Below are 14,199 nucleotides of genomic sequence, written 5' to 3' on the forward strand. Positions count from 1 at the left end.
TAGGCATCGGAATGCTGTACAGCTGTAGAGTGCTTAACTCTGTGTGTGCGTATCTTCATCGCGCCATAAACGCTCGGTATCTTTAAATCCATAACGCTGTGACGGCACGCGCGCAATAATTTTATCGGTCTGGGTGGGGTCGCTCAAATCGATTGTTTTGGGGGTGATGTAGATGTTTAGAACCGGCAAAAAGAATAATTTGATCTTGGGCGTTAACAGGGAGTGGGCATGTTGCTCAATGACGACACCAATTGTGCCGCTTTTTAGTTGAACGATGGACCCGACAGGGTAAATACCCACAGCCTTTAAAAACGCCCGAAACACCTCATCATCAAAATGCCCTTCCCACGTCGACATTTGCTGGATGGCAACGGCGGGATCCCAACCTTGATTGTAAGAACGGTCCGACGTGACGGCATCATAGACATCACACACAGCGGCCATCCGAGCGAAAAGGCTGATCTGTTCGCCTGCCAACCGATCCGGGTAACCGGTGCCGTCGAACCGCTCGTGGTGATGCAGGCATACATCCACGACCATTTCGCACACCTGCGATGTGCCCAGCAGGGTTTTCTCACCTTCCAGCGGATGGGTACGCATCAGTTGCAATTCGTCATCGCTCAGCCGACCTGGCTTGTTCAGCACGGCACCGGGTATGGCCATCTTGCCGATGTCGTGCAGCAGGCCGGCCAGCCCGACCCTGCGCACCATTGCGGCGGGTAGGGCAAGTTGATTGGCCAGTGCAATCATCAGTGCGCACACGGCGACCGAATGCATATAGGTGTAGTCGTCGAGACTTTTCAGGCGTGCCAGGCTGATAAACGCATTGGGATGGCGTGCGATTGAACTTGAAATATCGTCGACCAGCGTACTGATGTGTTCAAGCTCGAGGGCTCGGCCCATGCGAGCGTGGCTGAACATCTCGACCACGGCGGTCTTGGCTCGGGCGCAGATGGCCTGTGCAGCGACCAGCTCCTCTTGCATGGAGGTCGAGGTTATCGGGGGGGCTGTGATGTCCTGCGGTGGGGTCGTCTCAGGCAAGGTGACCGAGTGGGTAGGCTGTACGCCGCAGCCCAGTGCGCATTGGATAGCCGACTGCGCGTTACGCGCGCGGTCCCGCCAGAAAGGTCTTGCCTCGCTGTCTGGCGCCAGATGGTAGAACTCATTACATTTCAACATGATATTACCTCTGTTGATTTGTTCTTATACGTTTCTTGCTAGCCTCCTTGGCTTGGGTGTTGTCGGGCTAACGCTTCAGTTCGGATGTGCAGCCTTGATGCGCGTAACAACGCGCCCGGCCAGGTCGTCGGGGCGAAACTTGGCCAGGAAGTCATCGGCGCCCACTTTCTTGACCATGGCTTGGTTGAACCCGCCGGAGAGCGAGGTGTGCAGCACAATGTGCAGCTTGGCCATGCGCGGGTCGTTACGGATTTCGGCAGTCAGGGTATAGCCGTCCATCTCTGGCATTTCGATGTCGGAGATCATCATCAGAAACTCCTCCTCCGGCTTGCGTCCCTCGTCGAGCATGGATCGCAGGTAATCAAGCGCTTGTCGACCGTCATTTAAGGCAACCACCTCGACACCAACGGTTTCCAAGCAGCGTGTCACCTGTTTACGCGCGACGAGGGAGTCATCCACGGTCAGGACACGCAGGTGTCTGGCCCGCAGGGTGACCTCGTGATCCACCACGCCGCTGGATATTTCCTCGGACGATGGCGATATTTCAGTCAGTACTTTTTCAACGTCAATAATCTCGACCAGACGATCATCCGCATGGGTCACGGCCGTCAGGTAATTGTGTTCACCACTGCCCTTGGGCGGTGGATGAATGTCTTCCCAGTTCAAATTGACGATGTGCTCAACCGCATAGACGAGGAAACCTTGAACGCGGTTGTTGTACTCCGTAAGTATGATAAAAGCACTTTCCTGGTCTTGTACGCCTGGCAGTCCAGTGGCCATGGCGAGGTCTAGAATAGGAATGCAGGCGCCTCGAATATTGGCAACGCCACAGATATTGTTATTAGACTTTGGTAGTAGAGATAACTTTGGGCAACGTATAACTTCTCGAACTTTAAAAACGTTGATCCCGTACAGCTGGAGGTTGTTGAACCTGAAGAGTAGCAGCTCAAGCCGGTTCTGACCGACCAGTTGTGTGCGACTGTTAACGGATGCCAATACACCTGTCATACACACTCCTTTAGCTCGGCTGACAGCGTTGATGCCGTAATGACACTATCCTATGTAGGGCTATGTAAAAGATATGTGAAAATAAATAAATCTTGGGTTTATCGTTAAAGCGATATGAAATTAATTGGTTGTCTATTCGGATGAGTGTTTGAAATGGTTAGTTGGCTAACTTATTGGTGCTATTGTTGAGAACGATTTAGAACGGCAGTTTCATACTGCGTGTGTTGTCCGTTCAGTACAGGACGCGTCATTTAACTTTGTTAAGCGGCGGTTGTGCAGCGGGCCGGTGCGGACACCCAGCGCGCGCCTCGTGCTGTAGCGAATATCGGCTTGCTGCTGGGCTTTTTGTCCCCATATGTGCGGGTTTTTTGGCAGGGACGCCGACGTACTGGCGGTGTTGGTCGGCGTCGCGCTATGTGCGCACTTGATCATCATCGCCAAGCCATGGCCGTCGAGCGTATTTCACCTATTTCAATCGGACGCCGCAGTCGACCGTGGCTCGCATTTTTGACAAAACCGTCCACGAGCCGAGGATATGGGCCGCTCGCTGCTTGATCAGCTAAGTGGGTCCCAGCGTGATCACCACTTGGGCATTTATGAGGCCAACCTGATCGGCCATTCCCTCGGCGGGTGTCTGGTTATCAGTCGCTCGAAACACCTCGCCGCCGCACGCACTCGCCGTCAATGACGTGTTGCCGAGGGCTGCCGCTGTTGCCATCTGGAATGCCAACGCGCCTGGAACTCACAAACCTTGCAAAGCCCCCTAAGCGCTGAAGCCCTGCATTTACTGGATGTCAGGCATAAAAAAAGACGTCCAAGGACGTCTTTTTTCGTTGAAGTGCCGGGGTAATCTGAATTAGGTCGGTAACATGTTGATTAATTGGGTGAATTCCGGTTTGTATTTTAAGCTGGAATACCGATTGGAATACTGCGAGAAGTGTTCCTGGCCTGCCGATGACCAGCTCGGTCGCCCGCTGTAGGGCGACCCTTGGTCCAAGCGCGGTCACTGAGCTAAACGACTACGAGATAACACGCATCACCCCACAATGTGTCCGGGTTATCCAGCATCAGCAGAATGATGACCGGAACTAGCTTGCCGAGCAGGTTGGCGCAGTCACGCAGTTGATCTCGGTTGACGCTGCTAAGATCCAAGCGTCAGTATTTCATCAACCACGGCTGCAGTTCCTGGAGGTTGTTCACCACCAGTTGCTGGGCCTCGGGAAGTATCGCCATGTTGCGGTGGTCAATCTGGTACCGCTGCAACACATACTTCACCAATGCCCTGCGGCTTGGCACCACCAATTGCCCCTGCGTCATGCCGTAGTCGGTTTCGATGATTGCCTTCTGCGCCTCGTTCAACCGCCCATCAGGCGCGAAGATGACCGGCACCTCGACATTCCAGTCTTTATCCTGCTCGCGCGTGTTCGGTGAAACGTCGAGCAAGTCTGGCTGCCCACGCAGGCGGCTAAGGACGAAGTCGCGGTATTGGCCGTTCTTTTCGCAATAGGCTCGCACGTGCCAGCGCATACCGGTGTAGACCAGTGTGTGGGGGGCGATCAGGCGCACCTCGACATTGGGGGTGTTGAAGGACACGTATTCGGTTTCCAGGCGCAGGCCTTCACGGCAGGCCTTGAGCAAAGGGCGCAGTACCTCTGGCCGAATGGGGCGGTCAGGCACTTCCAGTACCCGGGTGTGCGCATACGCCAGAGCCAGCCCGTCGATGTGCGGGGCGCGCTCATTGTTCTGGTAGAGCAGGTGCAGGTAGGCGCTGGCGCTGTTGTCGATGAACAGCGGCTTGAAATGCTTGCTCGGCACATAGCCCTTGAGCTGCTTGTCATATGTCAAGTTTTTGGGCGCATGTTCGGTGATGTACGTATTGATGTCCTTAGACGCCTGCTGGCGGCTGATGCCAAAGCTCTGCATCAGGTGGCCCGTGGTCAGCCGGCCTTCCCACCAGGCAACGGTCTCGATCAAGCGATAGCGAAGTGCCAGGTCCCAGCGTACCCGCTCGATGGATTGCTTGCGTTTCATACCCTCTCCATGTGCGCGATTACTTTACCTGTATAAGTCTACATTCTAGACGTGTAATTTCACATTACATATCTTTCGCTTGTCTTTGGAATACTTCGCAGGCAGCAAAGGATATGAGTATGGCTATGCCGGAAGTGGTTGCGACGGGTGCATTGGTGGCGATGGGGATCATCCTGCTGGTGCTGATTCAGCAGGGGTTAAAGCTCGGCGAGCTTGGGAAGACGGTGGAGCACTGCCAGAGGGATCTGCGCTGGTTGCAGATTTGGGAGATGGAGAATAGTGAGCTGCGGTCAGCGTTGCGGGCGGAGCGAGAGCATGTGGTGCAGTTGCGGCGCAAGTGTGAGTTGCTGGAGGCGTTGGTGCCGGTTGCGGAGTGATCAGCGGCAATGGATTGAGTAGCGTGCCGTTCAGGGCGTTTGCATAGCGGGCTATCGCCATGTCTGGGGTGGCGTGGTCAGGGTTATGCCGCTCTTTGTTTGCCCACTGGCAATCGTGATTTGAGTTCACAGTAGGTTGCTGTCATTTTGATATTATCGGCGTGACGAAGATAGGCCGCTTGTCTGCGGTAGGCGTTTTACGGATGACTAGAGGCCAATGGTGCCTCGCGCAAGGAGTTTTTGATGCAGGAACAATCGATAGATCTGCTACGTGATGAAGCTCGTAGGCTTCTAAGCTTGGAACTAGGCTTGCTGCATCACGTGCAGGAAGGCGAAGGTGTGCTGTCTGATGATCAGGGTGATGAGCATCAGACCTTCAGCAAAGCGAATGTCATCCAAGAGATTGGTTACCTCGAAGGCGAGCTGGTCAAAGTCGGCGAATTGAAGATGGTCCTGGCCGTGGTCGGCACCATGAAGGCCGGTAAATCGACCACAATCAATGCCATCGTTGGACATGAAGTGCTGCCTAACCGCAACCGGCCAATGACTGCGTTGCCGACTTTGATCGAGCACACCCCTGGCCAAGTCGAGCCAGTGTTGGAGCTGAAAAACTGCAAGCCGATCAACGACCTCATTGTGCAGCTTGGCAAAGTAATCTCATCTGACCGAGGTGACGCGGTGCTGCAGAATCTGGAGCGTACCGATGACATGCTTGACCTGCTGAAGCTGATTGATCAGCGGGGAAGTTTCAAAGCGCTATATGAGGGGTCGGAAAATATCTTCTGGTTCCTCAAAAGCCTGAACGATTTGGTACGGCTTGCGGCGTTTCTGGGGGTGGACTTCCCCTTTGGCAGCTACTCCAGTATCGACGATTACCCTGTCATCCGCATCGAATTTTCTCATCTCGGCCAGGCGGCGGGTCAGGGTAAATTGGCATTGCTCGATACACCCGGCCCCAATGAGGCGGGCCAGCAGCATCTTCGCAAAATGCTCAAGGAACAGTTGAAGAAGGCTTCGGCTGTGCTGGCTGTCATGGACTTCACACAGCTCAAGTCTGACGCCGATGAGCAGGTGCGAAAGGAGCTGGATGAGATTGCCGATATTGCCGAAGGGCGACTGTTTGCATTGGTGAACAAGTTCGACCAAAGGGACCGCAACGGCGACAGTGCTGACCAAACACGTACCTTCGTGGCCGAGTCGTTGATGAATCGCAGGCTCGATGCAGCAGATGTCTATCCAGTCTCTTCGCGCTGGGGATATTTGGCCAGCCGTGCCCAACAGGAAATTGCCAACCACGGCAAGCTTCCTGAGGCCAAGAGTGGCCAAAATGCGTGGGTCGAAGACTTCGGCCAGTTGGTGCTGGGCATGGAATGGGAAGACGCCTTGCAAGACACCGAACTTGTCCAGCGCGGTGCCAGTCACCTTTGGAAAAAATCAAATTTCGCCGAGCCGCTGGAGAAAGTGATCTTCAAGGCCCACCGGCAGGCAGCCGTCATGGCGTTGTCCTCTGCTGCGTCGAAACTGGTTGACACGGCGACCCGCCTTGCACGCTTCCTGGAAGTGCGTGATACCGCGCTGGCCAAGAGCGCCGAAGAGCTTCAGGAGCAGATTGGGTCGCTGCGCCATGACATTGCAATGATTGATCGCCTGGAACAGGACAGCGAGGAGTCTTCGCAGAACGCGCTGGCGGAAATCAAGTGCGAGATGAGCATGACCTTCACCGAATTGGCGGAGGCTATCAAGCATGAGGTCGGCGAAGGATTCAAAGCGGGAAAGCGGCAAGAGCAGCAACAAGCCGTCGCCAGAATGCAAGAGCAGCTCGCACCGACCATGGCAGGGCTCCTCAAGGGAGCCTTTAGCACTTGGTTGGGTGGCGAACAGGCTCGTCGCGCGCGCAACGGTTTCGATTTTGAATTCGACGAAGAAAGCCCAGTAATCAATTTCGATAAGCAGTCTGAGGCCGAAGCGCTGCTGAAAAAAATCGAAGATGGGGTGCACAGCATCATTAGCGATGGTGAAGTCGAACTGGTAAGGCGTATGGGTGAAATCCTCAAGGATTTCCGCATCACTTTCGCAGTTGATATCGAAGCCGAAGCCAACAAACTTATCGCAGGCCTGAATGAGCGGCTCAATCGCAGCGGTTTTGCCATCGATGTGAAAATCCCGGACACGACCCCGCTGACTCTCAAGTACACCGCTGGCGAGATTCTGCGTGATTCGGTGGATAGCAAGCACCGTAACGTCACGCGCTCTCGCCGCAGCAAAGGTGCATGGGGCACCATTTGTAGCTGGTTCGGTACCTCTGACTGGGGCTGGGAAGAGTTCACGGTCAAGCAGGGCTATTACGCAGTCGATATCAACAAGGTCCGCAAAGCCATCGACGCATCGATCGAACAGCTGTTCAAAGACCTGGAAGCCTCCGCTGCGGACACCATCGCTCAGCCGCTCAATGAAGGGCTTCACACCTTCTTCGAGCAACTAAAAGGCAGCATCGAAAGCATTCGAAGCGATTTGCAACAGAGTATTCGCGATCAGGAACGCAGCCAGGACGAGCAAATTGCATTGGCTGGTTTGCTTTCTAGTTACAAACGCGAGGTCATGCCCATCAAGCGCGACAGCGAGGAGCTGCTGCGAGATGTGAGCCCGGCTGGGGTGCCAGCATGAGCGAAGCGCAAAACGATGAGTTGATTGGCGAAATGAGCCGTCTGTTTACCTGCCTGCCGGAAAAATTCGTGGTGGACTTCGCCAACGGTATCGATGTGGTGCGCGAGCGCCAGAGGCATATGTCGACTCGGACCGGGATGTTCGACCGCCTTTACGATGGGTTTACTGGCAAAACAGCCCAGAACCAGGCGGAAATCAATGCAAGCCTCACCGATGGCGTCGAAGGGGCACTGGAGTGGCTGGTCGACTTGACTCAATCGTTGGCCAAGAGTAACCGCGCGATCTATCAAGTGCAGATGCGGGTGAGTGGAATGAAGCAGGATTTAGCTACGGTCGCTAACTATTCAGCCGATACCCGCTATGCGTTGGAGCGACTTTCGCAGCACCTTGGCGATCGATGCAGTGCTTTAGAGCTAAATGTTGCGAGAATCGATTGTACGCAACGTGCCCAGTTACACCTCGAGAGTGTTATGGGCAAGTGGGGCGCGGGTCGGTTCGCTGGTCTTAGTCTTACTGGCCGCTGTTATGCGGTGCTGGAAGAGTTGCGCTGGGGGGCATTCGGCGATCATTGCCTAACCATTTCTGGTACTGAGCGTCAGCAACTCTTGGAGGACCTAGCCAACCGGGCGATCATACAGCTGAGTCGAGACGCTCAGGTGGGGCAAGGGGAGCGCATCGCTACCCGAAATCGCTGGCTGGCGAGGCCTTCGCCTGGCGTACCGTGGAATGTAAGCGAAGAGACGCTTGCTTATCTGGGTGATTGGTCGTGTCCTGATCGTTCGCCAATGTCCTATGCAATTTCGCAGGTGCCTGACGAGTTACCACTCCAAGTGCCTCTGCTGGGTTCTGCCCGGCGTATGACTGAAGGGTTGGTCAATGAATTGTTCTTGGAGACTTCAGCATGAGTGCATCCTTGAAAGTGGGCTTGGTGCTGTCGGGTGGAGGAGCGAAAGGTGCATACCAAGTTGGTGTGCTGAAAGCGTTGCGCGAGCTGGGTACTCGCATTGATGCTGTTTCAGGTGCAAGTATCGGAGCACTCAATGGGGGCATTCTCGCGTCAGCGCCTTCGCTTGATGTTGCCATTGAGCGTCTAGAAGAATTGTGGGGGCGTTTGAGTAAAAGCTCCCCTTTGAGTTTGAAAATGCCAGGCTATGTGTCATTGCTGGTAGCTGCAGGATTACGCATGAACGGCGCGCCTGCCATTCTTGCTGCAGCTCATGGCGCCAAGAGGCTAGCCCAGCGCTTTGATGTCGAATTCCCCGAGTGGCTGAATGGCTGGGAAGACGGTTTTCTAGACGACAAGCCGTTGCAGCAACTAATGGATGAGTTCTTGGTCAGCAAAGATCTGCAGCGCGGCCTGCCATTGTACGTTTCTCTGTACGAGAGCTTGGGAGGGCTCGAGGATATAGCGCGTGCTCTCTGTGCTGAACTTGGCTTTGGTGACACGCCACATTCAAAGTTTTTCCATGTCCAGTCGATTGCAGGTGAGGAGGAACAGAAACGCATCTTGCTGGCCTCAGCGGCGCTTCCGTTGCTTTTCAAATCACGTCGCCATGATGGGCGAAGCTGGTCAGACGGAGGGCAGGGTGGTTGGCAAACCATGCAAGGTAATACGCCGATTACTCCCTTGTTGGAGGCGGGTTGCAACCTGGTCATCGTCACGCATCTGAGTGATGGATCAGTCTGGAGCAGGCAGCAATTCCCTGATGCCACCATTTTGGAGATTCGCCCGAGCAAGAGTTTGGCACGTGCGAATGGGCCTTTGGCGGGGGCTCGCGACTTGTTAGGTTTTGATGGCGAGAAAATTCCATCGTGGATCGAGCAGGGCTATCAGGACACGCTTCAGTGTGTTGGTCGCGTGCTGAATGCACAGAGGGCGCGTAATGAGTTACGAGCTTCGGAAGCGGCGCTGGTTAACATTGAGCGTGAGTCCAATAGCGCTGATCAAGTGCTTGCAGACGCTATGGCGCGATTGAGGTGAGCGGCGCGGGGAAAGTGGTGATTTGTCGAGTCTCTCGCTAATCAAGGCTATGCGCCTATCGACTCTTCTTCCCGACCATTCCGCCGAAAGGAATGGTGTTCACTTAATTTAATTGGACACCATTTTAACCACCTAGTGAATGTTCGTTGCGGACTCCGTACCGTACCTACGGCAGCCTCGGGGGTAGCTGAATCAAGCCAGTAACATATCGATTGAATCACTGAAAATCGGATTGTATTCGAAGATTTAATGCCAATTGAAATACTGTTAAGGGTATTTCTGGTCTGTTGTCAAGCAGTTGTGTTGCCTGTAAGCCGACCTTTGCTTCAATCGCAGTCATCTAGTTGAACAACACCCGGATAACGCTCCCCACAAGTTTTCTGGGTGTTTCAGGATGAGCAGAATAATTAACGGTACCAGCTTTCCTAGCAGGTTGGCGCAGTCACGCAGTTGATCCCGGTTGACGCTGCTGTTCTAGGTGGTGACCCCAAGCCTGAAGCCAGGTTCGACGGAGGCTTGTAGAGTCTTATCATGTAATAGTGGCATTATGCTTTCTCAACCATGCGGCTTCCGCGCGGGATGGCTATCGCAGCTGTGTGCGCTCATCCCAACGTTTGCAATCATGGCAAATTAGGTCGTGAAGCCCACCCAAGGTCCCGCTCAAGGAATGAAGGCAATGATCAAGAAATCGGTGACGGAGCTCGCGTTCGTCAACAGTAAATCGCCGCTACCCACCGTCGAGATCGATTCGCAGTCCATCGAGGACGCAGGTTTCAGCATCTACCGCACGGTGATGCAGGTACTCACCCAATTGGCTGAGCAGGACGCATCACTGCGGGCGACTCTCTATATGTACGGTACTGTCAGCGTCAATTTCCGCGAGCCGTGCTGGTCTGAGTTTTTGCTGGTTGCAGGTCCAGAAAAGGTGCTGCGTGCCTTGGGGGCCGGCTTTGAACGGTTGCCAGCCGTGAAGTCGCGATTCAGCGATTACGTTCCGTCTTCCGCAGCCTTGCGCACTTTCCATGTTCAGGATGGCTTGGTGTGGGAACAAGAGGATGCCAGCACTTGGTACTCCCACTCCCAGACACTGGCTGACCTGACCGCTGAAGCTGACGAGGCTGAAGAGGTCGACGACGATGCCGAGCCTATCGAGGAGGATGAAACGGAAGAGGCCTGGGATGCTGAAGACCTGGAGGCTTCGGATGACCAGAAAGAAGACTCGACGGTCGTTATTGGAAACCGGAAGGCGGCTCGCTATCGGGCCGCGCGCTCGGATGCGAAAGTGAGCACCATCCGGGCAAGGATCGAAGAAGTCTTCGGGTTGCCGGAAGGTTCTGTCGCACTCTGTGTGCCAGACGGCCGCGCGTTGCGAGGAAACGCGCTGATCAGGACCCTGCGTAAACGTTGGGACGAAAATTGATCCCGGAATTCCTACCCGCCAAGGCTAATTCGCTTGTACGGGTCAGTACTCTGCCTTTCGCCGAATTGCTGAATACAAGCGATTGGCCATTGGCATTGGACAGCTATCAGCGTGGTTTCGTCTGGGGCCCGGATAAGCTGACGCAATTGGTCAGTGACCTCGCAGCGTATGCAGAGCAGGCGGATACCACCCTGCCTTACTACATGGGGGGCGTATTACTGCATCGCGACGCAAGCCAGTCGAAGCGGTTCATTATCGATGGTCAGCAGCGTATCACCGCGTTGTCGCTGTTGTACCACCGCTCTACCGGCAAGTTGCCAGTGGGGCAGGCACTCAGCTATTCGGGCCAATCCGCGCGACATATTGCTGAAGGGTTGCAGGCATTGAAGCAAATGGAGGCGATTGCGCCGCAGATCATCGAAAGGCTACGGCTGACAGTGATCGAAGTGGACAGCACCGATCTCGCTTTCACCTTTTTTGACACCCAGAACAACCGCGGGATGCGCTTGGAGGCCACTGACCTGCTCAAGTCCTATCACCTGCGTGCGATCGACTACGCGCAAGGGAAGACTGAACTCAAGGCAGCACTGCAGCGGCACTGTGCGGAGCGTTGGGAGAGCCTGCAACGCCACCCGGCGGTGCTAAGCCCTGGTCAGGACTTCGCCCCTAACTTATTCAATCGTTTTCTCTGGCGTGCGCGGCGTTGGCGCGGGTCGCACACTCCTGCGGGGAGGCACGAACCGCTCCTGGCAGAATTCCAGCGCGACACTTGGCCCCACGTCGCCGACAGCCGTAGCCGCATTGACAGCGTGCCGCTCTACGCGACTCAGCACAATCGGCTAGCGTCCTGCATGACTCTGGCGCGAGATGGCGATTACGTGCTGCAGGGCAGCCATCTGCGAGTCGGTCAAAATCCTGCAAGCCTACCCATGGCGTTGCGTCAGCCCATCCATGAAGGTGTTGGGTTCTTTCTATACGCAGACAAGTACGCAGCGTTGCTGCAACGGCTGATGAATGATCCTGCGCCATGCCTGCAGGTGAGCACGTTCCGCACGATCTACAAACAGCTGCTGCACAATAACCAGGAGTACCTGCGCGAGATCTTCATGCTGTGCAGCCTGATGTATGTCGATCAGTTCGAAGTTGAACAACTGACCGCCTTTGCCCTGCGCTTGGAGTTTTTGCTGGGTGCGATTCGCTTGGAGAAAAAACAGGTCAAGCAGGAAACCGCGGCCAATTTCTTCAGGCTGGCCGAGCTGAACCTGTTGGATGTGATTGCCCAGAGTTACCACCCGAAGCAGGTGCTGGACTTTCTTCAGCACCGACAACAAGCGGTGGCGTCTTCGTATGCCAACGAAACGGTAGCAACAGGGCAGGGTGTGCAGGGACGATATAAGAGGGCAGTCCTGGAGTTCTATCAAGGGCAGTTGGATTCCGAATGCTTGACCCTTGCGGGTAAATCGCAATGGCTCGAAACGTACTTGAAGGCTTGTAAGGAAGATCGCCATGCGTATTGATTCCCGTCTCTTCACCTTGGAACAGCTGGCTAATCAAGACGACGCGGCCTGGTGCTTCAATGTGCCCATCTATCAGCGCTTGTACGTTTGGGGTGACGATCAGATAAGGACGTTGCTGACCGATATGGCCAACGCCTTCGATCGGCGCGATGAGCAGTTCTTTCTGGGTGGTGCCTTGCTGGTCGAAAAAACCTCTGAGCAAGACCACCTTAAGGGCTTGCGCCGCTTCGACCTGATCGATGGGCAGCAGCGCTTTACTACGCTGTGGATGCTCAGCACGATCGCCATATGGAACCAGGTGATGGGCGATTTCAGCAGGGTGGTGCTGAAAGACGGTGTGATTCCGCGTTTGCACTTCTCGATTCGCGAGCAAGTGAACGCCTTCCTTGCCAGCATGATGCCGGGCAAGGGGAGAGCGAGCCCTGAGATCCTCGATACCCAAAGCATGAGAGAAGCTCAGCAATTGATGGTTTCCTTCAAGCAGACCTATAAGCGTGCGGATGGCGGACCTGTGGATGATGAATATCTCAAGGCGCTGGCTGGCTTCGTTTATCGCAACGTCTCGCTCGTGCTCACACAGGTGCCTGAGGGGATGGACTTGAACAAGTTGTTCGAAGTCATCAACAACCGCGGCATCCAGCTCCAACATCACGAAATTCTCAAGTCCAGGCTATTGCGCGACATCCCTGCAGAAAGCCGTTCCCGTTACGCTGCTTTGTGGAATGCCTGTGCCGATATGAGTGGTTTTGTCGAACGTAACCTTTGCCAGGAAACCCAGCTGGAGGCTCACCGTCTAGGTGATCTCTATAGTAAGGGGCAGTTGCTGCACGCGGCAGCTGTGCACGGGCTGCTGTCGCGAAGAGCCGAGGCTGCACAAGCTGAATCCGCAGAACGACTGACTTTGGAGAATATCGTCAACGGCGCAGTTACCAGGTTTGACAATGGTTCAGCGGCCATCGCGGTGGATGAAGGCGAAGCGCCATGGGCGCGTAGTATTATTGGCTTCCCGCTGTTCCTTCTGCATGTGCTGCGTATCTGGTTGAAAGAGCAAGGGCAGCCGGATGTGCCCCGCGTGCTAGATCGGCACCTACTTACCTTGTTCGAGGCCCACTTACTGCTGCCGGCGGAGCCAGCGCAGCGTACCGCAAGGGCACAAGGGTTCATTGATCTGCTCTGGCGTATGCGGGTGCTTTGGGATGAATACGTCATCAAATGGGTCGATCAGGGCGATGACGAAGTTCATCAAATTTGCCACACCTCGATCTCTACCAATGATGACAAACGTTACATCAGTCGCAGCCGTGACAACGATCTGAAACAAGGCATGTCGTTACTGCAGAGCATGCTCTACCACTCCCAGGAGATCACCACCCATTATTGGGTGACACCTTTCCTCTTTTTCATCCACAAGCACGCGCAAACGTTACGTGGCGGCGTGGGAGAGGTTGAGCGCTACTACGACTTCCTGTGCCATTTGGATAACCAACTCCTTGGGGAGGTGACAAGCGATCCTTTGGTAGTGCGCACACGGGGATTCATGGACGAGCCCTGGCGTACCGCTACCGAGCTTCAATTCGAGGCAATGCTGCCCGGCGACTACGGCGTGGAATTTTCCCATTACTGGTTCTACAAACTGGACTTCGTGCTTTGGCATGAGCAGCATTGTGATCATGATAAATGGGGCAACTTCCGCTTCACAGCCAAAAACTCGGTGGAGCATATTTCGCCGCAGAATCCACAGGCGACCGATACCAATAAGGTCACCAACACCTGGCTGAATCGCTTTGGCAATCTGGCGCTGGTCTCGCGCAGCATCAACTCCGAGTACAGCAATCTGCCATACAACGAAAAGCGCCAGCGATTCCTCAATAAGCGAGCCCTTGAGAAGCGGCCAGACTCTTTGAAAATGGACTTGATCTACTCGAACGACGAATGGGGAGATACATGGGCGGCTGAACATCAGGCGTCGATGCTGGCGGCAATGCAGCGCCATTACCAAAGGCGTTTTGCCGTTGAGTAGCG

The 14,199-nt window shown here is 54.9% G+C and carries 10 protein-coding genes; 7 read left to right on the top strand and 3 right to left on the bottom strand.

Features of this window, described 5'->3' with window-relative positions:
* Nucleotides 1-33: 33 nt before the first annotated feature.
* The 3 genes from AO064_RS09085 to AO064_RS09095 all read right to left on the bottom strand — a co-directional run bounded on the left by AO064_RS09085 (nucleotide 34) and on the right by AO064_RS09095 (nucleotide 4,218).
* Nucleotides 34-1,179: a cyclic di-GMP phosphodiesterase gene (locus AO064_RS09085; RefSeq protein WP_064053097.1), complete on the bottom strand. Its 1,146-nt coding sequence runs from the start codon at nucleotides 1,177-1,179 to the stop codon at nucleotides 34-36.
* 75 nt (nucleotides 1,180-1,254) lie between these two features.
* A complete protein-coding gene (locus AO064_RS09090) occupies nucleotides 1,255-2,187 on the bottom strand; it encodes a chemotaxis protein CheV (RefSeq protein ID WP_064053098.1) in 933 nt (310 codons plus the stop codon).
* Nucleotides 2,188-3,342: 1,155 nt separating this feature from the next.
* Nucleotides 3,343-4,218 carry a BrxR family helix-turn-helix transcriptional regulator gene (locus AO064_RS09095; RefSeq protein WP_064053099.1) on the bottom strand — a complete coding sequence of 292 codons (876 nt, stop codon included), beginning with the start codon at nucleotides 4,216-4,218 and terminating at the stop codon, nucleotides 3,343-3,345.
* A gap of 119 nt (nucleotides 4,219-4,337) precedes the next feature.
* Here AO064_RS09095 and AO064_RS09100 point away from each other — a divergent pair, with 119 nt between their 5' ends.
* The 7 genes from AO064_RS09100 to AO064_RS09130 all read left to right on the top strand — a co-directional run bounded on the left by AO064_RS09100 (nucleotide 4,338) and on the right by AO064_RS09130 (nucleotide 14,197).
* A complete protein-coding gene (locus tag AO064_RS09100) occupies nucleotides 4,338-4,595 on the top strand; it encodes a hypothetical protein (RefSeq protein ID WP_064053100.1) in 258 nt (85 codons plus the stop codon).
* Between the two features lie 243 nt (nucleotides 4,596-4,838).
* Nucleotides 4,839-7,259: a dynamin family protein gene (locus AO064_RS09105; RefSeq protein WP_064053101.1), complete on the top strand. Its 2,421-nt coding sequence runs from the start codon at nucleotides 4,839-4,841 to the stop codon at nucleotides 7,257-7,259.
* Nucleotides 7,256-8,164: a diguanylate cyclase regulator RdcB family protein gene (locus tag AO064_RS09110; protein WP_064053102.1), complete on the top strand. Its 909-nt coding sequence runs from the start codon at nucleotides 7,256-7,258 to the stop codon at nucleotides 8,162-8,164. Before AO064_RS09105 ends, AO064_RS09110 begins: the two co-directional genes overlap by 4 nt.
* On the top strand, nucleotides 8,161-9,240 hold the full coding sequence (locus AO064_RS09115; protein ID WP_064053103.1) for a patatin-like phospholipase family protein: 1,080 nt from the start codon (nucleotides 8,161-8,163) through the stop codon (nucleotides 9,238-9,240). The genes AO064_RS09110 and AO064_RS09115 overlap by 4 nt, the downstream gene beginning before the upstream one ends.
* A 676-nt stretch (nucleotides 9,241-9,916) precedes the next feature.
* Nucleotides 9,917-10,660, top strand: coding sequence for a hypothetical protein (locus AO064_RS09120; protein ID WP_064053104.1), 744 nt, complete (start codon nucleotides 9,917-9,919; stop codon nucleotides 10,658-10,660).
* The gene (locus AO064_RS09125; protein WP_167355318.1) at nucleotides 10,657-12,177 is read left to right on the top strand and encodes a DUF262 domain-containing protein; all 1,521 of its coding nucleotides are present in this window, start codon (nucleotides 10,657-10,659) and stop codon (nucleotides 12,175-12,177) included. Before AO064_RS09120 ends, AO064_RS09125 begins: the two co-directional genes overlap by 4 nt.
* Nucleotides 12,167-14,197 (top strand): DUF262 domain-containing protein, encoded by a 2,031-nt coding sequence (locus tag AO064_RS09130; RefSeq protein WP_064053105.1) that lies wholly within the window; start codon nucleotides 12,167-12,169, stop codon nucleotides 14,195-14,197. Before AO064_RS09125 ends, AO064_RS09130 begins: the two co-directional genes overlap by 11 nt.
* Nucleotides 14,198-14,199 lie beyond the last annotated feature (2 nt).

This window comes from Pseudomonas marginalis, from assembly GCF_001645105.1.
GTDB lineage: Bacteria > Pseudomonadota > Gammaproteobacteria > Pseudomonadales > Pseudomonadaceae > Aquipseudomonas > Aquipseudomonas petroselini.

Bases quoted from the DNA above. Each gene is read 5' to 3' on its own strand.
- AO064_RS09085 (WP_064053097.1), bottom strand. From the start codon at position 1,179: ATGTTGAAATGTAATGAGTTCTACCATCTGGCGCCAGACAGCGAGGCA.
- AO064_RS09090 (WP_064053098.1), bottom strand. From the start codon at position 2,187: ATGACAGGTGTATTGGCATCCGTTAACAGTCGCACACAACTGGTCGGT.
- AO064_RS09095 (WP_064053099.1), bottom strand. From the start codon at position 4,218: ATGAAACGCAAGCAATCCATCGAGCGGGTACGCTGGGACCTGGCACTT.
- AO064_RS09100 (WP_064053100.1), top strand. From the start codon at position 4,338: ATGGCTATGCCGGAAGTGGTTGCGACGGGTGCATTGGTGGCGATGGGG.
- AO064_RS09105 (WP_064053101.1), top strand. From the start codon at position 4,839: ATGCAGGAACAATCGATAGATCTGCTACGTGATGAAGCTCGTAGGCTT.
- AO064_RS09110 (WP_064053102.1), top strand. From the start codon at position 7,256: ATGAGCGAAGCGCAAAACGATGAGTTGATTGGCGAAATGAGCCGTCTG.
- AO064_RS09115 (WP_064053103.1), top strand. From the start codon at position 8,161: ATGAGTGCATCCTTGAAAGTGGGCTTGGTGCTGTCGGGTGGAGGAGCG.
- AO064_RS09120 (WP_064053104.1), top strand. From the start codon at position 9,917: ATGATCAAGAAATCGGTGACGGAGCTCGCGTTCGTCAACAGTAAATCG.
- AO064_RS09130 (WP_064053105.1), top strand. From the start codon at position 12,167: ATGCGTATTGATTCCCGTCTCTTCACCTTGGAACAGCTGGCTAATCAA.